The following is a 20480-nucleotide window of genomic DNA, read 5'->3' on the forward strand; positions in this document are numbered from 1 at the left end:
GTGGTGGCCGTGATGAAGATCTTGTTGCCGGACGTGATGGTGGTGATAGATTAGAAATTGGCACGGGTGAAGGTTATGCCTCAGCCAGAGATGGAAATGATGTGTATCCAGGTGGTAAAGATTATGATGTTTTGAACCTAGTTGCTGAAAATCCAGGATTTGCAAATACTAAATTCAATGATTTTACTATTACAGTTTCTGCAGATGGAACTTATTTAACACTTACTCATACCAATGATGGTGGTGGTGATAAGATGAGTTTAGGAACTGATATTGTGTATCGTGATATTGAAACACTTCGTTTTGCGGATGGTGATGTATCAACCGCAAGTTTATTTGGTACGGCATCAGATACCAATTTGGACTATACAGCCGCTGCCCAATTAAAATATGCTATGAGTGCGTTTGCCGCTGATACATCAAGCGAAAGTTTGTCTAGTGGGTTAGTTGATCATAAAGATCACAGCAGCTTTTTGGTTGCCAGTAACAGCTAATATCTCATGATCTAATTAATAATAAAGGCCACGCTAAAAATGTGGCCTTTGTTATGAGTAAAATATTATGTTTCTTCTTGGATAAACCCACCAACTTGTTTATTCCACATACGGGCATAGTACCCATTTAATTCTAACAATTCTTGGTGGCTACCGCGTTCAATAATTTGCCCCTTCTTCAAATACAAGATTTGATCCATATGGGTGATGGTTGATAAACGGTGGGCAATAGCAATGACTGTACGTTTGGCCATTAATTGGTTCAAAGCTTGTTGAATGAAATGTTCGGATTCGGAATCTAACGCACTGGTTGCTTCATCAAGAATAAGGATGGGGGCATTTTTCAAAAATGCTCGGGCTATTGCAATGCGTTGGCGTTCGCCACCTGATAATTTAATACCTTGTTCACCTACGATTGTTTGGTATCCCTGGGGTCGTTGCATAATAAAGTCATGGCAGTAAGCTTGACATGCTGCATGTTCTACCTCATCTGCGGTGGCATTCAAATTACCAAATTGAATGTTTTCAAAAACTGGTCTATGAAAAATACCAGGATTTTGGGAAACCTCGGCAATATTTTCATTGACGGAATCCCAATTGACCTTGGCAACATTTTGACCATCGATATAAATTGACCCTGATGACGGTTCAAAATGACGGCGCAATAGTTTAACTAATGTACTTTTACCTGCACCTGACGGGCCAACCAAACCTATCTTTTGGCCTGCATCAATCTTTAGGTTTAATTGGTCAAATAAAATACTGCCATCTGGATGTTGATAGGTTATATTATCAAAAATAATTTCGCCTTGGGTTACTTTTAATAAAGGCGCATTTTTAACATTGGTAATGGCATGGGGTTTGGTAATTAAATTTAATGATTCTTTTAACGTACCAACATGTTCAAAGAAGCTAAGCATATCGTTGGATAAATTCCACACGTTAAAGGTTACAATATTGGCCAATGAAAAAACCATGCTAAATCCACCTAAATCCATAATACCTTGGCGCACATGAACGATTGCCAAATAGGTAATCCCGGATAGCATGGAAAGAATAAGAACAGCTTGAAAAACTTTCATGTAAATTAAAAACCATCGAAAATTCATGGACCGCCGGCGTTCTTCGCCTAGGACATCTTGAATTTTGTGGCGTTCGTGGCGCCATCGTGCAAAACTGCGTACACTTTCGGCATTGGCGATGGAATCAATTATTTTGCCTGAAGTTAAACTTACTTGGGCAAAAAGGGATTCTGAACGAACAATGCATCCTTTGGCCCAATAAACGCAGCATCCCAAATAGGCAACCATCCATGTCCCTAATATAATGGCGTAAAGTGAATGTTCCGTTGCCATTAATATCAGGGTAACAATTGTCATGAAAATAATTCTGGTTCCTGTGATCAGAAGTTCCAAGATTTCAATACTGGATCGTCCGGCTTCTTTAACCTTTTGTCCTAATTTGCCGGCAAAATTATCTTGGAAAAACTGGGGGGAATGACCCAATAAATAGCCAAACATTTGGTTTTGAATTTGCTCTCTTAATTTGGGGCTGGTATATAGGTCAATCCAATCATAAACCCGGAACCCAAGAGTTGAGGCAAACCAAACAACAACACACATCCAAAACCAATAAACTGTAGTGGAAATAAAATTGGGATCTTTTAAAAGTTGCGTTAAGCTGTTAATAAGCTCTTTAAAAATATAGGCATCTATCGTTTGAAAGAATTGCGCGATCAAAACAACCACAACAAGCGACAAACAGCGCCATGCATAAAATTTGCGCAACATCAACCACAAAAGAGATGTGGGTGTTGTTGGGATGTAATCAACTGGTTGAAGATTTTGGGCGGACATTTGATTTTCTTATCGCATAATATTTTATTGAAATAACCGTTCAGAATACATAATTTATTCTATATAGCAAGAATTATTTTTTACTTTAAGGTTCAATTAAAAATTTAATACACTATTAAATATGCCTTATGTAATATGTAAGTGAATTAATGCTTGGATTAATAGGTTGAAATTTATGTCTTTATCTTACCCACCATCTTATTATGCGGCAACGGCGATACCATTTGCGGATCAATCTATATTGGAAGGACAGCATCAGGTTGATGTATGTATTATTGGCGGTGGTTATACAGGATTACATACAGCGCTTGAACTTAGAAAGCATAATCTTTCTGTCATTTTGTTAGAAGAAGTGAAAGTGGGTTGGGGTGCATCAGGCCGCAATGGCGGGCAGCTTCATTCGGGGTTTCGTATGGGACCGGCTGATCTTATTAAAAATTTTGGGATTCAGACAGCCAAAGATTTATGGTTAATGGCAGAAGAATCTAAAACCATTATTCATGAACGAATTGCCCAATATAACATACCATGTGATTATAAAAATGGGTTGCTGGTCACAGCGTCAAGACCAGCGGATATGACATGGATGCAACAAGATGTTGAAGCGTTAAAGACAATTTTTAATTATTCAAAATGCGCCATCTTATCCAAAGAACAAGTTAATGATGAAGTTGCCTCAACGCTTTATTATGGAGGTATAGTGGACCAAGGTGGTGGGCATTTGCATCCCTTAAATTTGGCCCTTGGTCTGGCCCAGGCAGCGGCGGCAGAAGGTGTCAAAATTTATGAAAAGTCAAAGGTTTTAAATATTCAGGGAAATGGCCCTGTCACCGTTGTTACAGCCCAGGGAACGGTGAAAGCAAATAAAGCGGTTATTTGCTGTGATGGGTATTTAAGACGTTTGGAGAAAAGAATAGCATCTAAAATTATGCCAATTGCCAATTATATTTTGGCAACAGAACCTTTGGGTGAAAAAATGGCCCGGGAAATTATTGCTCACGATTGGGCTATTTGCGACAGCAAATATGTTGTGAATTACTATCGTTTTTCATCAGACCATCGTCTGCTTTATGGGGGTGGAGAAACCTATTCATCCCGTGAACCCAAAGATATGAAAACCTTTGTTAAAAAACATATGGTTAAAACGTTCCCACAATTATCTGATGTAAAGATTGATTATGCCTGGGGTGGCTGGCTTGGCATTAGTATGAGCCGATTGCCTGATATAGGTTGTTTTACCCCCGGATTGTATTATGCCCAAGGTTATTCAGGCCAGGGTGTTGCCTTGTCTTCACTAGTGGGACGTGTCATTGCCGAATCCATAACCGGTTTTAATGATCGATTTGATCTTCTATCCCGCTTTCCGAACAGATCATTTCCTGGTGGCACCTTATTACGTTGGCCGGGTCAAGTTGCTGCCATGTTATGGTACAGCATGCTTGATCGGTTTAGATAAGTTTAATCAAGAGAATGCGCAATACCTAAAAGGCTCCAATCCATGTGGCTTGGGCAATGTTCAATAATCTTTTCATAAAATTTTCGTATTTCTTCGGTGTTAATAACTGTTTGGCCAGTTAATATTTTGTTATAATTATAAATATAATTAACTAACAAAAAATCTTCTTGATTGCTAAAACTTCCGGGCTTGGTATTGGTTTTTGTTTTTGCATAAACTTTTATTAAATAAGTACATGTTATTTTCTTAACATCAGTTGTATAATCTTGAGCAATTGCCGGCTTAAAGATTATTGAATTTACAAATAAAACTAAAAAAATAGATCGATAAATCATACTATTACTTTCATGTGTAAAAATTTATTTATTTTAAAGGCAAGCCAATTTGTAACAGATTTGTTTTCATATTACTAAGACATGATTGTTTTATGTATTCTATAAAATGTTCAAACTCTTCTATATTAAATTCCTTTTGTTGAGTTTTTAATTTATTATAAGTATAACTATACATAATCATGTTTATGGGCTTTATTGCTGCTTCTTTTGTTATGGGTTCTGCAATAGATTCTTTTGTGCTTATAAATCTTGTTTGATAAAATGCCAATCCCAAATCTTCGCAAGTGGCTGTTTTCATGTCTATTGTTTCAGCTAAAGAGAAATTAAGGGTGAGGAAACAAAAAATAAAAGATGTAATAAAAAATTTTATCAAAATACCCCCACTGATTTTTCTAAGAAAAGAATAAATAATTTTTTTTCAAGAAATCAAATAAATTTAATTTTTATCATATCAGTTTCATAATATCAACTAACCGCCAGTTGTCACGGGATCTGCAATGAAATCCTATTTTTATGCCTATATTATTCAATCGGTCGGTATCAAACTCAGGTCGTTGTGTGATAGCATGATAGGAACCGATGACATAAACTATTATGAAACCTTTTTTTACTTGGGCACTTTCTTGAAATAAATTAGCAAAATGTTTTTTGCAGGTGATCGATAGCACATCCAGACCTTGATCTTTAATTCTTATTGATGAAACTGCATCGAGCAGAGTGTTATTATGATGTATTTGGCAATATTGATCTGTTTGTTCTAGTAAATCACTGACGTTAGCAAAATCAGGCGGTGTTATATGATGAAGAGTATGATAGTAGCTAGTGATATAAGTTAATATTATAAAAGATTCTGATGAATCAGTATTTGCAAGATCATAATAATTTTGACACGAGAAAGTATTGGCATCAAATTCAATGGCTTTTGCTTCCTTTATTTGGCTAATGACTAAAATTGTACTTAATCCCAAAATTAATAATATTTTATGCATAATATTAATATTCTTTTAACAATTGGTGTTTCTTATATTTAATAAGCTTAATCTTTTCAAATCAAAATTTAACCATAAAAGAATGGTGAAGGTTAAAAGGGCATTAGCCTGATGAATGAGGGCAACGGAGATTGGTACAACATAAAGCACAGTTAATATGCCCAACATAACTTGAAATAAAGTTAAAAAAACTAAACTATTGATTAGCTTTAAAGATGAAATAGAAAGATCATATTTTAAACTTATGATTTTAAAGATCATAACATTGATAAAAAAGAATAGGGCAATCCAACGATGAAAAAATTGGGCACTTGCTGGGCTTTCAAAGGGGGCACGCCACATAGGATGATAATACCAAAATTCTTCGGGCACAAATTTGGGTCCCATATAAGGAAAACTGTTATAGACCAATCCGCCATTTAACCCTGCAGTAAACCCACCCATAAGAATGGTGAGTGCAATAAGAAAAATTAAAACATAGCTATAGGTTAAAAGTTTTGTGGGTTGATGGGGTTGGTTGATAGGGTATGTAGGTTGTGTTGGCGATAAAGACAAAAATGAAAGAGCTTGTCTGAAAATTAATCCAAAAAGTAAAAGAGCACATAAAAGATGAAGGGTAAGCCTATATTGGCTGACATCGGTGCGAATGCTAAGTCCACTTTTGACCATATACCATCCAATAAATCCTTGAAGACCGCCCAGAAGAAAAATGAAAAATAATGTTATGAATTGGGATGGTGAAAAACGTCGTTGAATTGCAAACAAGATGAAAGGGATAAAAAATACTAATCCAATTAACCTTCCCCAAAATCGGTGAATATATTCCCACCAAAAAATGGATTTAAATTCATCAAGCGTCATGCCTTGGTTAATTTTTATATATTCTGGTGTTTGTTGATAAAGGTTAAATAATTTTTCCCAATCCAATTGATTTAGGGGTGGTATCATTCCCATAATCGGTTTCCATTCGGTTATGGAAAGACCAGATTCAGTTAACCTTGTGATACCCCCAATCATAATCATGATAAAAATCATGAAACAACAAAGAAGAAGCCATATTCCTACGGAATGATTTTTATTATGTATCTTTATTTGTGGGGTCAATTTAATTTCTTTAAATTTAATTTAGGAAAATTATTTTAGATTTTAATGCAGCTAAAGTTTTTTACCAAATTAAATTTTGATTTAAATAGCTTTATGTAGAATAAATTTATTCTTTATCTTGTCTTTCTATTTTTTCAAGATTTTGTGTCCATTTTAAAACTGATCGGTACCATTTCTGTTTTTGGGGAATAAGAAGCGCACTCTCTTCAATACAGCCAACACGTAAGCCATATAAATTTGGATTATCAGCATCATAGACATAAAGAGATGAACCACAGGTGGGGCAAAATGCTTGGGCACGTCTGGCACCACTATCTCCAATTTTTATGTAAATCGTAGGTGTACCTTTGAGCAAATGAAAAGAACCTTTTTCTGCAGGTACTGAAACACGATAAGCACTACCGGTAAGTTTTTGACAATCTGTACAATGACAAATTGTGGTTTTGTCTGGGTTAACTATGGCCTCATAGTGAATGGTGCCACAATGGCAACTTCCATGGATTTGCATATTGATTATCCTATCCTAATAATAAAGAGTCTGAATTTAACCAATTCAGACTCTTTGTTCTATCTATTATTTATTCTGATTATTTTATTGTATTAATGGAGAGTTATATACGCATCGGCAAAATTAATGGTGGTTGGTTTAATTAATTTTGCGGAAGATACACAAACGGAATGCAATTTCCCATCCAAAGTTTTATTCCAGAATTCAAGGAATTTTTTCAACACAGGGAAATGAGGGGCAATATCAAATTCTTGCCATACATAGCTTTGAAGAATCTTGGGATGATCTGGCATATGATAAAGAATTTCAGCAGTGGTTAATCTGTAATCTTTTAATTGTCTTTCAAAGCTGCTCATGATCCGGTCTCCTTTATACTATTTTTATTTTATAAGCAATTTCCTTTATGTTACTTAAATTCTTTTTTTTACTTAAAACTATAATAAAATATCACCAGTTAATTTTCTATTAAGAGTAAGACATAATTTCTAAAAAAACCTTGACATTCGACCTTTGAAATCATAAATATTAAGCAGGTTTGGCACTCACCTTTTATGAGTGCTAACAATTTTGGCTTTAAAATCGTTTAATTGCCAAAATAATTTATACAATTTGGACATTTATCACTATTTTATGGAGGATTATCAATGAAATTCCGGCCGCTTCATGATCGCGTTCTTGTTCGTCGTTTAGAACAGGATGAAAAAACAGCAGGTGGTATCATTATTCCAGATACAGCCAAAGAAAAACCAATGGAAGGTGAAGTATTAGCTGTTGGCGATGGTATCAGAGGAGAAGACGGTAAATTACAACCTATGGCAGTTAAAGCTGGCGACCAAATTTTATTTGGTAAATGGTCAGGCACCGAAGTGCGTATTGATGGTGAAGATCTTTTGATTATGAAAGAGTCTGACATTATGGGTATTGTTGAAGGTAGCGTTAAATCTAAGAAAAAAGCTGCTTAATCATTTTAATTTCAAGGAGAAATAATAACTATGGCTGCTAAAGATGTAAAATTTAGTTCAGATGCCCGTGAACGTATGTTACGTGGCGTTGATATTCTTGCCAATGCAGTAAAGGTAACATTAGGTCCAAAAGGTCGTAATGTTGTTATTGACAAAACTTTTGGTGCCCCACGTATTACTAAGGATGGTGTCACCGTTGCTAAAGAAATCGAACTCACAGATAAATTCGAAAATATGGGTGCCCAAATGGTACGTGAAGTTGCATCCAAAACCAACGATTTAACTGGTGATGGTACAACCACAGCCACCGTTTTGGCCCAAGCTATTGTTCGTGAAGGTATTAAAGCTGTTGCAGCTGGCATGAACCCAATGGATTTAAAACGTGGTATTAACATGGCTGTTGATACTGTTGTTGAAGATGTAAAAAAACGTTCAAAAAAAGTTTCTACATCCGAAGAAATTGCCCAGGTTGGTACAATTTCCGCCAATGGCGAAAAAGAAATTGGTGAAATGATTGCCCGTGCCATGCAAAAAGTTGGCAATGAAGGTGTTATCACCGTTGAAGAAGCCAAAGGTATGGAAACAGAATTAGAAGTGGTTGAAGGTATGCAATTCGATCGTGGATATCTTTCCCCATATTTCGTAACTAATGCCGAAAAAATGCAAGTTGAATTAGACAATCCTTATATTCTTTTACATGAAAAGAAATTAAGTGGTCTTCAAGCAATGTTACCAGTTCTTGAAGCTGTTGTTCAATCAGGCCGCCCATTATTAGTTATTGCCGAAGATGTTGAAGGTGAAGCCTTGGCAACCTTGGTTGTAAATAAACTTCGTGGTGGTTTAAAAGTTGCTGCTGTGAAAGCCCCAGGTTTTGGTGATCGTCGCAAAGCCATGTTAGAAGACATTGCCATTTTAACAGGTGGCCAAGTTATTTCCGAAGAACTCGGCATTAAACTTGAAGGTGTAACTTTGGACATGCTTGGTAAAGCCAAAAAAGTTGTCATTACCAAAGAAGAAACAACTGTTGTTGATGGTTCTGGTAAGAAAAAAGACATTGAAGCACGTTGTAACCAAATCCGTGCCCAAGTTGAAGAAACAACATCTGACTATGACAAAGAAAAATTGTCCGAACGTTTGGCTAAATTAGCTGGTGGTGTTGCTGTTATTCGCGTTGGTGGTGCAACCGAGGTCGAAGTGAAAGAACGCAAAGACCGCGTTGATGATGCCATGCATGCAACCCGTGCAGCAGTTGAAGAAGGTATCGTTGCCGGTGGTGGTGTTGCCCTTCTTTATGCACATAAAAGCTTGGAAAAATTAAAACCAGAAAATGACGACCAAAAAGTTGGTATTGATATTGTTCGTCGTGCGTTAACATCTCCAGCCCGTCAAATTGCAGAAAATGCAGGGACAGATGGATCCATTGTTGTAGGTAAATTGTTGGAAAGCAAAAACAACAATTGGGGTTACGATGCACAGAATGATACATACACCGATTTGGTCAAATCAGGTATTATTGATCCAACCAAAGTTGTCCGTGTGGCTTTACAAGATGCAGCATCAGTTGCAGCTTTATTGATCACAACCGAAGCTATGGTTGCTGAACGCCCAGAAAGAAAATCACCAGCTGGTGGTGGCGCCCCAGATATGGGTGGCATGGGCGGTATGGGTGGTATGGGCGGCGGTATGGATTTCTAATCCATAGACAAGATGGATTATTTCTAATCCGATCTACGTTCAGTCATCTGAATCAAATATGTTACAAAAAGGACCGTGGTTTCCACGGTCCTTTTTTATAGTTAAATGATTTATTTGAAGATATTTTGATTTACTAGTGATATAATGCTTTAGCTTTTTATTAAGTAAGACCTTCATTTCCTTCTGTATAGGCAAAAGCAGAGGTAGAAAAAGCAATGGGGGCTATACCTATAGTTAGGAATAAAGATATAAATAAAATAGATAAAATTTTTTTCATATTATCTCCTTAAAAAAATATAATGTATATTTTAATAATTATAAGAATAATATAAATTTTTTAATATCTGAATCAATCACTTTATTTAATAAAAAATATTATACTAATAACTATGTATATTATTTTTTTTAAGTTTTTGGTAAACAAAACCCTTAGATTTAATTCTAAGGGTTTTATTTTAAGAGAGGTAGTTATAAATAATTAGGGACGGACATTTATGTCACGATTAGGTTCAGCTTGGGTTGAATGTTCTTTGGTTTCTTTATCGTTTACTGAGTCAAACCCACGACCACCAGATTTGCCCTGGTCCCAAGGAAACGGAGCGTAACAACCACCATCTCCCCCAGTACTGGAACCAATGGGACAACCACCTTGACTTGGATTGGAAGGTTTAATTGTTTTCTTTCCACATGCTGTGAAGCTTACAAGTGCTACAAATAAAGTAGATATTAAAATAATTTTTTATTAACCATTACATTATTCCTTTCTAAAAATAAATTTAATAAAAAATACTTAATTATTAATTCCATTTAAGGTATTAAAGGTTAACAAATAGTTAAAAATTTATGATAATTCAATTATAAATGAAATTCTATATTAGAAATTTATGAATGATAAATATTTTAATAATATATAAAGTAAAATAATTTTTATTAATCTAAAATCATATATTTAAAGAGTTTATTAATAATTTTTTATATTTATTTATAAAATTTAAAATATTTATTAATTCAATTATTACATAAGCTGTTGATAAATTTATTATATAAATTTTTATTTTTATAATATATAAAAGGCCATCCTTTTACATATTGATTAGGTATTATGGAATGTCTGGAATATGAATAGTGTTGGTATTCTAAAAATCGCTAGAGCTATATAGGATTTATAAGGAAATAGTTGTATCGTTGGCTATAAAGTGTTTAATATTCATGTCAATAATTTCTTTTCGTAAAAGGGCAAGACCAATATTCTGGATACTGGATTTCATTTCGCCAGCTTCTTGATCATTATGCATAATTATTGTTCCAATTTCTGGTGGTAGCCCCTTTAGGTGAACAGTATATAATGCCTTTTTGGTGAGTGCACGGTAATGCATGCGTGCTGTTAATTCCTGGCCTATATAACATCCTTTATTCCAGTCAATGGCGTTAAGATGATCAAAACCATAATCGAGCAAGGTTGATTTTTCTGGAATTAAATCTTTTGTCCCATCAGGAACAGCAAGATTAATGCGTAATCGTTCATAATTGGTGTCGTCATTTAATTCTGTTAATGAAAATTTTGATATGAAATCAGAATATTCACTTTTGGGAATATAAAGTCTAAATCCAAGTTTTTTATTTCTAGGATCAATTGATATAATCGAATGCTGGATATCTTTAGTATATCCAACTTGATCTTTTAAATCGAATAGCTTAGGGGATTGGCTATCATAAATATAACCTATAACCCAATTATTACTGATATCTTGGATAACAACTTGGGATCGCAATTTATAAAATCCTAATCTTTTGATTAAACTGTCTTTTTGCTGGGTATGACAATCTATATAAATTGTATCATTTTGGTACAAAAGAAAGAAATCATATAAATATTTCCCTTGGGCTGTAAGAAACGCCGCATAAAGACAATTATTATGGTTTAACTTATGAATATCGTTACTGATCAACCCTTGAAGAAAGTTAAAGTTGTCTTTACCGTTTATTGCGATCAAGGAACGGTGGGTATTTCTTAATAAATCTGTCATTTACATCATTATTTATATGAATAAATGAGATGTCAATGATTGGTTGGTTTGTAATAGGAATCACAAAAATGCAAGGTTGCTGTTATAATTTACGAAAATTAAATATTTAGAATGAGAAAATGATTCTAAAAATAGACCGCCCAAATGCTGATCATGCTGGTGCTCCAACTAATCCTGTATATATTAATACTCTGAAGAACGATCAATCTGATGATCAAAATGGTGGCGGTAAAGCTAAGGAATTATCAAAAACATCTTCTAAAGAAGCAGCTGCTCCAAATACCTAATATTAGATTATTAAAATTATAGTTAATTAATAAAACCCCAGCTTATTTTCTATAGGCTGAGGTTATTTGATAGTATTTTTAGCATTGTTATTATTTATATTTAAGGCTTATTTTAATTTTTATAAATTAATTTATAATTAATTGTTAATTATAAATTTTTATTTATAATTGAATTTTAATATTATTTTCCTCACTGTAAATTTTTTAAATTAATATTTTTTATAGGAAGGTAATTTATGTTTAGGAATTTTTTTAAAAAAATGGGATTAATCCTAATTTTAGCTTTTACTTTTGGATTAGGGGCATGCGGGGAAAAGATAGACCATTATCCATCTGAACCTCCGTTGCGTAATACAGATATACCTTTAGTACCACTAAATTCAAATGATGATAATGGTTCTGGTGCCAAATCAAAAGAAGTTGAAAAGACTTTTGAAGTAAATAAGAATTCATAATATTTATAATAATTATCTCCTTATTTTTTCTTATAAAATAAGGGGATATTTTTTTAAGGTTTCCTATTAATTGGGTTTATTTTTTAATTATTGATAACAATATCATTTGATCCTGCTTGTCTATCACGTCCAGTGACCTTGGAGATGATATATAAAATAATCAGTTTTAGCGGTTTATATGGTATATTTTTAGTGGTACGTTTGGCATATTTATTTGTGGCCATACAATTTCTTGGAGGTGGAGGTAACTGCACAAAGTCCCAACAACTTTAAATATATTGCGATCAACAATCTTAATAACTTATCCATAATAGTTGGCTTGCTGGATTACTTGTTCTTGAAGGAGGTGTACCCCAAAGCCTCAGCTAAAAGGGTTTACTTCTGCTATTTACTGACTGTGGTTTTAAATATAGGTTCAAAATAAATGTTGGGGTTGGAGTTTTAACCTCGCAAGCATCTAATACTCCAATTATTAAAGTAGTAGCATAATAAAAGCTAATTTATTAAAAATTAACCATATATACTCTTCATTTGCTTGTTATTTATAAAATTTTTATATAAATAATATTTATACTATGTTTAAAATTAGGTAGGTAAATTAAAAACCTACCACCCGGGTGGTAGGTTTTTAATATTTTGTTAATCTTTACCATGTTAATAATAGAAAATTAATATACATGTTGAAGGAATAATTAAATTAAATGCCCCACCGTATTATTCAATATCATGGTCGGCGTTATTCGTTAAAACTGGACGATGTTATTTGGGATTGTTTAGATACAATTGCCCAAACATTAAAAATAAAACTCAATGAATTAGTCCATAATATTATTAGCAAACAGAATCAGTTACCTGAAAATATTACAAATACTATAAGGCTTTTTTGTTTAGATTATCTTCATCAAGAAATTGGAATCTTAAAGAAAGAATTGAATTTTTTACAAACAACAGGGGACCGGGCTTTGCTTCCTTTTGTGATGAAAGCCTGCCCTGTTCCATGTTTTTTGATTAATAATGCCCAAGCTGTAATTGCGGCTAATTCTTTAGCTTTAACTTGGCTGGGAGCAGAAGAAAAAGGATTAATTGGTAAATTAATTACCCATTATATACAAATAAAACCAACCCAACCCTTACCATTTATTCTTGATATGTTCTCTAGGGGTTATACTGGCTCTATTGCCGCTAATATTATATATTTAAAGCCAGGAAAGCTTATCACAACAAAAGCAACCCTTGTTTTGGCTGATATTAAAGAAGATTATTTTTCTTATATGATTTATCTTGATTATCACCCAGCAACTATGCGATAATATAATATATTTTTGATAAGATTTAATTATATTAATACTTACTTAATATTTACTGGCTAAAATTATACTATATTTAAAAAATTTTTTATTTAATTAATAAATTTGGGTTAATAATATGGCAACAAAAAACATATTTACAGATTATTCACTTATTTCAAATGAAGAATCATTAATTTATCCAGAATCTATTCAACCTGCTGTTTCTGAAGTTTCATCCCAAGAACCTTTATTGACTATATCTTATCAAGATTTATTGCCTGATTCAAATGGTGAAATAGTCTTCTTAAGTGATGCAAGTCATTCTCATCTTAATATTGAAACTGATGTTAATGTTATCAATTCTGGTGTTGCTGGTTCCCATACAACAAGCGAAGGTTTAAATGTAGAGGGTTTATCTTTTTATACTTTTGAAGGTGGGACAACTCTTTATTGTTCACCTGATGTAGAATTGACAATTATTCCTTCACATTCATAATTTAGTAAAAGTAAGCTTTTAAAATTTTGCTTTGATTAATGATATTATAAAAGCATAGGCTTGGTGTGTTGTAAATCATTAAAGGTGTTTTAATGATTTAAGGTCATTTTATGATGCACATAAAGAGAGATGGGGATATAATTAAATTGATATCATTTTTTATGGAAGTAATATTATATAAACTTGATAATGACGGAATCTGAAAAAATCTCCTTAAAAAATAATTCAAAAGACATCATTAATCGGGTTGAAGATGATGATTTGATTCAATGTCTGATTTTTATAACACGATTCTGGGGCATCCCTCAAACAGCAGCAGTTATAACAGCAGGTCTGCCTTTATCAGATCAAGGAATGACCTTAGAGCTTTTAGAACAGGCCGCAGAAAAAATATCTTTTTCAGTTAAAATTTCTTCAAAAGATTTAATAGATATCAATCAAATTCATTTACCCTGTGTTCTTTTATTAGAAAATAAAAAAGCTGTTATTTTAGTTAAAATTAAAAATGATCAAGCACAGATTGTGGAACCAAGCACCTTAGATGTTTATCAACATATCAATCTGGATGATTTAAAAAAACTATATATAGGATCCCTGGTTTTAATTCGGCCTAAAATTCACCTAGACCCAAGGGCACTAGAATTTTCAACAACAGATCATCAAAAAAATTGGTTTTGGGGTCGCTTAATTAAATTTTTACCTGTTTATATTCAAGTTTTTATTGCGTCAATTTTTTTGAACATTTTTGGATTAGCAAGTCCTATATTCAGCATGGCGGTCTATGACCGCATTGTCCCTAATAGTGCGTTTGAAAGTCTATGGGTTTTAGCGCTTGGGGTTATTATGGCTTTTGGATTTGATTTTTTAATGCGCCTCTTAAGGGGTTATTTTATTGATCAAGCGGGACGTACTTTGGATCAACAAATTTCTAATCATATATTTGAGCATATTTTATCGATGCGTATGGATAAAAGACCCCAATCGTCCGGGGGGCTTGCAAATATTATACGCGAATTTGAAAATATTCGGGATTTTTTAACCTCAGCTTCATTATCAACCTTAGTTGATATCCCTTTTTTGCTTTTATTTATTGCCATTTTATATATGGTGGGTGGATCTATTGCTTTTATACCTTTGGTTATTATTCCTTTAGTTCTTATTTGTAGTTTGTTTTTACAAATTCCAATGCGGCGCAGTGTTGATCAGGCTTATAAAGAAACAGCCCAAAAACAAGCTTTATTAGTTGAAACAATTCAAGGATTGGAATCCATTAAGGTATCGCGTGCGGAAGGATATATTCAAAGAAGATGGCGGGATTTTGTAACGGTTGCTGCCCAATCTGCGACAACGTCTAAATTTTGGTCATTACTGACCATTAATTTTGCAACCTTTATGTCAAATATTACAGTAATTTTTGTTATGATATGGGGTGTGTATCATGTGGCAGACGGTCGTATGACAGTTGGTGCTTTGATAGCATCATCCATGTTAACAAGCCGTGCTATGGCACCTTTGGCCCAAATTGCTGGCATTATTTTGCGCCTTTATCAAAGTTGGGCATCTCTTAAAGGGTTAAACCAATTGATGAAAATTCCGGTTGAACGTCCCTTTGATAAGATTTTTTTAAACCAAACCCATATCAAAGAGTCTATAGAATTTCGTGATGTGGTTTTTAGTTACCCCCAACAATATGGTAAAGTTTTAAATGGGATAAATTTTAAAATTAAAGCTGGTGAAAAAATTGGTATTTTAGGTCGTATTGGATCAGGTAAAACAACAATAGGTAGGTTGCTATTGAATCTTTACGAACCAGAAAATGGGATGATTACATTGGATGGAATAGATATTCGCCAGATTGATCCTGTTGATTTGCGCAGCCGTATAGGAACAGTTTTACAAGATTCAACAATTTTTTATGGATCAATAAAAGATAATATTACGATGGGCCAACCCTATATTCAAGAAGAAACAATTTTGGAAGCTGCAAAGATTTCCGGTGTATATAATTTTATTAAAGATCATCCCCATGGATTTAATTTTCAAGTTGGGGAAGATGGGAAGAATTTATCTGGTGGACAACGTCAAGCAATTATTTTAGCACGGGCCATTTTATTAAATCCCCCAATCTTTTTATTTGATGAACCAACAAGTGCAATGGATAATTCAACAGAAAATTCATTTAAAGATAGGTTTGCACAAATTTTACCCAATAAAACTTTTATTTTAATTACACATCGGCAAGCTATGTTATCTTTGGTTGATCGATTAATTGTTTTAGATAATGGAAAGATTGTGGCGGATGGACCAAAAAAATCTGTGATTGATTCTTTAACGAAAGGTCAAATTCATGCAGCTGCTTCTTCACATAATTCTTAAAATGGAATTTATATGGCATTAAATTTGTGGACAGATCCAGATAAAAACTTAACAAAAACCAAAAAACTTGCTTATGTTTTTATATGGGTTATTTGTTTTATTGTGATTGTTTTTTTAATTTGGGCACGCTATGCCCATTTAGATGAAGTAACCCGTGGGTATGGCAAAATTATTCCATCAAGTCAGGTCCAAACTATTCAAAATTTAGAAGGTGGAATTATTGCTGAAATTCTAGTTGATGAAGGTACGATTGTTGATAAAGATCAAATATTATTACGCATAGATAATACCCAAATGGAATCCCAAGTGCGGGATTTAAAACAGCAGGCTGTAGCCCTAGAAGCAGCTGTCACCAGGCTTGAAGCAGAAGTAAGTGATAAACCAGTTGAAAATTTAAATTTCTCTGAAGAATTACAATTGGAAGCCCCAGAAGTTATAGCCACAGAAATGGCACTTTATAAAAATCGCCAATTAACCTTAGGCGCACAGGTTGATTCATTAAAAGCGGTCTTGGAGGGAAGTGAACAAGAAGTTGTTGCTGCTACAAAAAAGCTTCCTAATTTGCAAACGTCCTATAATTTAGCCCAGGAAGAATTGCAAATTTTAGAAAAAATGGAAAAAGAAAAAACAGTTTCATCGGTGGATTTGCTTCGTAAAAAGCGTGAAGTGAATGATTTGGCATCAGAAATTGATAATGTGCGTTCCATGATACCAAGGGCAGAAGCAGCAGTAAAAGAAGCAAAAGCTAGATTGGATGAAAAACTTAATAGCTTTAGAAGTGAAGCCGTACAACAATTAGGTGAATATAAGGTTAAATTACGTTCTATTCAAGAATCGTTAACTGCAGATCGCGATAAGGTGCGCCGTACCGAAGTGCGATCACCAGTTAAGGGGACTGTGAAAGAAATGAAAGTTCGAACTATTGGCGGGGTTGTAAGGCCGGGGCAAGATTTAATTGAAATTGTACCTATGGAAGATACATTATTAATTGAAGCACGAATTAAACCCACAGATATTGCTTTTATTCACCCTGAACAAAAAGCTATCGTAAGAGTAACGGCTTATGATTATAATATATATGGTGGGTTAGAGGCCGAAGTTGAACGAATAAGTGCTGATGCTATTGAAGATCCAGAAAGTAGGGAAAGTTTTTTTCGTATCTACTTAAGAACTAAGGTCAATCATTTAGGGGATAATCAAAAAAAATTACCTATTATTCCTGGAATGACCGCATCTGTTGATATTTTAACGGGACAAAAAACGCTTTTAAATTATCTTTTACAACCTATTTTACAGGCAAGTTCTAATGCTTTGCGTGAAAGATAATATTTTTTCCTAAAACTGGTGTATAATAAATAGAGGTTCTAGTTATTTGGTATAATGAGCGTGTCGATTAAATTTTATAAAATAGCCTTTGTTGGATTAATACCATTAATTCTTATATCTTGTATCGAACAGGGTATGGACCAAGGTAAACCCCCTTTGGTTGCACGGAACGAGCAAGGTTTTACAAATAGTTCTTATGGCTATCAAGACTTAAAATTGTCTGATACCTATTATCAAATATCATATCAAACACCTTTATTAAGTACAAATGATGCGATGTTTGGCTATCAAAGCAAAGTTGATCAAGAGCGTCAAAGAGCTATTGATTTTGCCTTGTGGCGCACAGCGCAATTATCTTTAGAAAAAGGATATCCTTATTTTTTAGTAGAAAATCAAACAACCGATGCAAAAACTGTTGTTGAACGTGAAGTTTATTATCGACCTATAGGCCCTGGTTATCCTGCCTCTATGATGTGGTCAAGATCCAGGGTACCACCATTTTATCGTGGATGGCCCTATCATGATCCATGGAGAGAGGATTATAATCAAAGAACACGGGTACAAATTTTAGTTCAATTTAATGCAAAATTGCTGAAGACATCAGAGGTTAATAGTATGGATGCCAAAAATACGATCGAAAAAATGCAACAGCTTTATGGATTGTTTTCTTATCCAGCCAGATAATAATATTAAGATATAGCTTTATCCACTTAGAAAATTTTTAATTACTTTATCTTTTTCAAATAGATAAAGTAAAATGCGTAAAGCTTTTCCTCGGGGTTCCAATAAATCGGGATCTTTTTCAAGATAGGTATTAATTTCGGCTTCAGCTATTTTGAAAAAATGACTATGGGCATGAAGATCAATAAAATGAAAACCTGGCATGCCACTTTGTGATGTGCCTAATATTTCGCCACCACCTCGTAATTTTAAATCTTCTTCTGCAATAAAAAAACCATCATTTGTTTGCCGCATAATGTTTAGTCTGGCTTTTGCCGTATCAGATAAAGGTTCAGCATAAAGTAAAATACAGATGGATTGTTTACTCCCACGGCCGACTCTTCCCCGTAATTGGTGCAATTGTGCCAATCCAAATCTTTCAGCATGTTCGATAATCATAACTGTTGCAGTTGGGACATCAACACCAACTTCAATCAAAGTGGTCGCAACAAGAATATCAATGGAACCTTTTCTGAATTCTTCTATGGTTTGGTCTTTAATATCAGATGTCATTTGGCCATGAAGCATGGCTATTTTAAAGGGTAGTTTTTCTTTTAATATTTTATATCTTTCTTCTGTAGTCATAAGGTTCTGTTGGTCAGATTCTTGAATAAGAGGACAGATCCAATAAATTTTATGCCCATCTTTAATGGCATTAGTGATGTTTTGAATAAGTAAACCTATTTTTTCAAATGAAATGACGCGCGTATCAATTTGTTGGCGCCCTTTAGGCTTTTGTTGCAATATGGAAATATCTAAATCTCCATATAAAGCCATAGTTAGCGTACGGGGAATGGGGGTAGCGCTCATTACCAAAAGATGCGGATTATTTCCTTTTTCGGTTAATAATAATCTTTGCTGCACACCAAAGCGGTGTTGTTCATCGATAACAACCATGGCTAATTGATTAAATGTAATTTTGCTTTGGAAAACAGCATGGGTTCCAATAATAATGCGGGCTTGTCCCTTGGCAATATGACCTAACATGGAATTTTTGATGGATGTTTTATGCTTGCTGATTAAAAGAACAATATCAATATTAAATTTTTCTGCTAGGGGTAGTAAATTTGTATGATGTTGGGTGGCCAAAATTTCTGTGGGTGCTAAAAGAACAGCCTGTTTTTGAATAAGAGCAGTTGCAAGTAAAGCAAAAAAAGCAATGATGGTTTTTCCACTTCCTACATCCCCTTGAAGAAGGCGAAGCATAGGATATGATTTGGCCATATCTTGTTCAATATCAATAATGGCGTTCATTTGATCTTGTGTCAGATTATAGGGAAGGTTTTGCAAAAACTTTTGTTTAAATTCTGGTGAAATTTTAATAGGTAGGGATGTTTTTTGCTTATGATGCCTACGTATAAGTTTCATGCTTAATTGGTTGGCAAGCATTTCATCATAGGCAAGGCGCACCCGTACAGGATGAACTGGGTTAAGGTCATCAAAATTTTGGGGAGAGTGTGCCTGTTTTATAGAATCATGCCACGATACCCAACCTTGCTTGGCTATAAAAGATGGCACAATCCATTCAGGCAAAAGAGGTATTTTTTGGAGGGCATTTTCAATTATTTTATTTAAAAAACGATTGCTTATTCCCTGAGTTAAAGGATAAATTGGTTCAACGTTTTTAATTTTATTTTTTTCTGTTAAAGGCACAATAAAATCAGGATGAATAATTTGGAATTTTTTTCCATAGTATTCTATTTTACCACTAACAATACGTTGGCTTCCTGTGGGGGCTATTTTTTCTAAATAACTTTTGGTTATATTAAAAAAAACTAAATCTAGAGGGATACCTTCTTTATCAAAAGTTTGAATTTTATAGGGCTGGCCTTTTCTTACAAAAGAAGAATGCGCATGAATAGTCAGGTTCAGAATAACAGGCTTATCTTCATTAAAATTAATTTGAGCAAGAGAAAGAAGATTACGTCGTTCAAGAATAGAAATTGGGAGATGGTTATATAAAGATAAAATATTTTGTCCTACTATTTTTTCTAATAATTTTGTATATTTTGGTCCAACACCTGATAGGGTCGAAAGTTGATTAAAAAGGGGAAAAAGAATTTCGGGACGCATACCAAAACCTATTCGTCATAAGTGTATTTATT

At 33.9% G+C, this 20480-nt stretch carries 21 protein-coding genes; 11 read left to right on the forward strand and 10 right to left on the reverse strand.

Annotated elements, in window-relative coordinates:
* Window positions 1–494: hypothetical protein (locus tag K1X44_02315; GenBank protein MBX7146125.1), on the forward strand; the 494-nt coding region annotated here is incomplete at its 5' end.
* Window positions 495–559: 65 nt separating this feature from the next.
* Here the strand turns inward: K1X44_02315 and K1X44_02320 are convergent.
* Window positions 560–2350: an ABC transporter ATP-binding protein/permease gene (locus tag K1X44_02320; protein ID MBX7146126.1), complete on the reverse strand. Its 1791-nt coding sequence runs from the start codon at window positions 2348–2350 to the stop codon at window positions 560–562.
* A gap of 175 nt (window positions 2351–2525) precedes the next feature.
* On the opposite strand from K1X44_02320, the gene K1X44_02325 reads away from it, so the two are divergent.
* A complete protein-coding gene (locus tag K1X44_02325; protein MBX7146127.1) occupies window positions 2526–3806 on the forward strand; it encodes an FAD-binding oxidoreductase in 1281 nt (426 codons plus the stop codon).
* A 2-nt stretch (window positions 3807–3808) separates the two neighbouring features.
* Here the strand turns inward: K1X44_02325 and K1X44_02330 are convergent, their stop codons facing one another.
* The 6 genes from K1X44_02330 to K1X44_02355 form a co-directional block, all read right to left on the reverse strand.
* Complete coding sequence (locus tag K1X44_02330) at window positions 3809–4141, reverse strand: hypothetical protein (protein ID MBX7146128.1); 333 nt, start codon at window positions 4139–4141, stop codon at window positions 3809–3811.
* Between the two features lie 28 nt (window positions 4142–4169).
* The gene (locus K1X44_02335; GenBank protein MBX7146129.1) at window positions 4170–4439 is read right to left on the reverse strand and encodes a hypothetical protein; all 270 of its coding nucleotides are present in this window, start codon (window positions 4437–4439) and stop codon (window positions 4170–4172) included.
* Between the two features lie 148 nt (window positions 4440–4587).
* A complete protein-coding gene (locus K1X44_02340) occupies window positions 4588–5130 on the reverse strand; it encodes a hypothetical protein (protein MBX7146130.1) in 543 nt (180 codons plus the stop codon).
* A gap of 15 nt (window positions 5131–5145) precedes the next feature.
* The gene (locus tag K1X44_02345; GenBank protein ID MBX7146131.1) at window positions 5146–6234 is read right to left on the reverse strand and encodes a COX15/CtaA family protein; all 1089 of its coding nucleotides are present in this window, start codon (window positions 6232–6234) and stop codon (window positions 5146–5148) included.
* A 106-nt stretch (window positions 6235–6340) separates the two neighbouring features.
* On the reverse strand, window positions 6341–6742 hold the full coding sequence (locus K1X44_02350) for a GFA family protein (GenBank protein MBX7146132.1): 402 nt from the start codon (window positions 6740–6742) through the stop codon (window positions 6341–6343).
* Window positions 6743–6834: 92 nt separating this feature from the next.
* On the reverse strand, window positions 6835–7098 hold the full coding sequence (locus tag K1X44_02355) for an usg protein (protein MBX7146133.1): 264 nt from the start codon (window positions 7096–7098) through the stop codon (window positions 6835–6837).
* 288 nt (window positions 7099–7386) lie between these two features.
* On the opposite strand from K1X44_02355, the gene K1X44_02360 reads away from it, so the two are divergent.
* The gene (locus K1X44_02360) at window positions 7387–7704 is read left to right on the forward strand and encodes a co-chaperone GroES (GenBank protein MBX7146134.1); all 318 of its coding nucleotides are present in this window, start codon (window positions 7387–7389) and stop codon (window positions 7702–7704) included.
* Window positions 7705–7734: 30 nt separating this feature from the next.
* The gene (gene groL, locus K1X44_02365) at window positions 7735–9399 is read left to right on the forward strand and encodes a chaperonin GroEL (GenBank protein MBX7146135.1); all 1665 of its coding nucleotides are present in this window, start codon (window positions 7735–7737) and stop codon (window positions 9397–9399) included.
* A 1163-nt stretch (window positions 9400–10562) separates the two neighbouring features.
* Here the strand turns inward: groL and K1X44_02370 are convergent.
* Complete coding sequence (locus K1X44_02370) at window positions 10563–11426, reverse strand: folate-binding protein (protein ID MBX7146136.1); 864 nt, start codon at window positions 11424–11426, stop codon at window positions 10563–10565.
* Window positions 11427–11545: 119 nt separating this feature from the next.
* On the opposite strand from K1X44_02370, the gene K1X44_02375 reads away from it, so the two are divergent.
* The gene (locus K1X44_02375; GenBank protein MBX7146137.1) at window positions 11546–11713 is read left to right on the forward strand and encodes a hypothetical protein; all 168 of its coding nucleotides are present in this window, start codon (window positions 11546–11548) and stop codon (window positions 11711–11713) included.
* Window positions 11714–11949: 236 nt separating this feature from the next.
* Window positions 11950–12168, forward strand: coding sequence for a hypothetical protein (locus tag K1X44_02380; GenBank protein ID MBX7146138.1), 219 nt, complete (start codon window positions 11950–11952; stop codon window positions 12166–12168).
* Between the two features lie 83 nt (window positions 12169–12251).
* On the opposite strand, the gene K1X44_02385 is transcribed toward K1X44_02380, so the two are convergent.
* Window positions 12252–12422, reverse strand: coding sequence for a hypothetical protein (locus K1X44_02385; GenBank protein ID MBX7146139.1), 171 nt, complete (start codon window positions 12420–12422; stop codon window positions 12252–12254).
* A 447-nt stretch (window positions 12423–12869) separates the two neighbouring features.
* Between K1X44_02385 and K1X44_02390 the strand changes: the two genes are divergently transcribed.
* From K1X44_02390 to K1X44_02410, 5 genes are all read left to right on the forward strand, one after another.
* The gene (locus K1X44_02390; protein ID MBX7146140.1) at window positions 12870–13478 is read left to right on the forward strand and encodes a ribbon-helix-helix domain-containing protein; all 609 of its coding nucleotides are present in this window, start codon (window positions 12870–12872) and stop codon (window positions 13476–13478) included.
* Between the two features lie 115 nt (window positions 13479–13593).
* Window positions 13594–13953 carry a hypothetical protein gene (locus K1X44_02395; protein MBX7146141.1) on the forward strand — a complete coding sequence of 120 codons (360 nt, stop codon included), beginning with the start codon at window positions 13594–13596 and terminating at the stop codon, window positions 13951–13953.
* Window positions 13954–14142: 189 nt separating this feature from the next.
* Window positions 14143–16329: a type I secretion system permease/ATPase gene (locus K1X44_02400; protein ID MBX7146142.1), complete on the forward strand. Its 2187-nt coding sequence runs from the start codon at window positions 14143–14145 to the stop codon at window positions 16327–16329.
* Between the two features lie 12 nt (window positions 16330–16341).
* Window positions 16342–17655 (forward strand): HlyD family type I secretion periplasmic adaptor subunit, encoded by a 1314-nt coding sequence (locus K1X44_02405; protein ID MBX7146143.1) that lies wholly within the window; start codon window positions 16342–16344, stop codon window positions 17653–17655.
* A gap of 60 nt (window positions 17656–17715) precedes the next feature.
* Entirely contained in the window at window positions 17716–18339 is a 624-nt protein-coding gene (locus tag K1X44_02410) for a hypothetical protein (GenBank protein MBX7146144.1), read from the forward strand.
* 18 nt (window positions 18340–18357) lie between these two features.
* Here the strand turns inward: K1X44_02410 and recG are convergent, their stop codons facing one another.
* Window positions 18358–20448, reverse strand: a complete 2091-nt coding sequence (recG, locus tag K1X44_02415) for an ATP-dependent DNA helicase RecG (protein MBX7146145.1) — start codon at window positions 20446–20448, stop codon at window positions 18358–18360.
* Window positions 20449–20480 lie beyond the last annotated feature (32 nt).

This window comes from Alphaproteobacteria bacterium (genome assembly GCA_019695395.1).
In the GTDB taxonomy this organism is placed as follows: Bacteria; Pseudomonadota; Alphaproteobacteria; order JAEUKQ01; family JAIBAD01; genus JAIBAD01.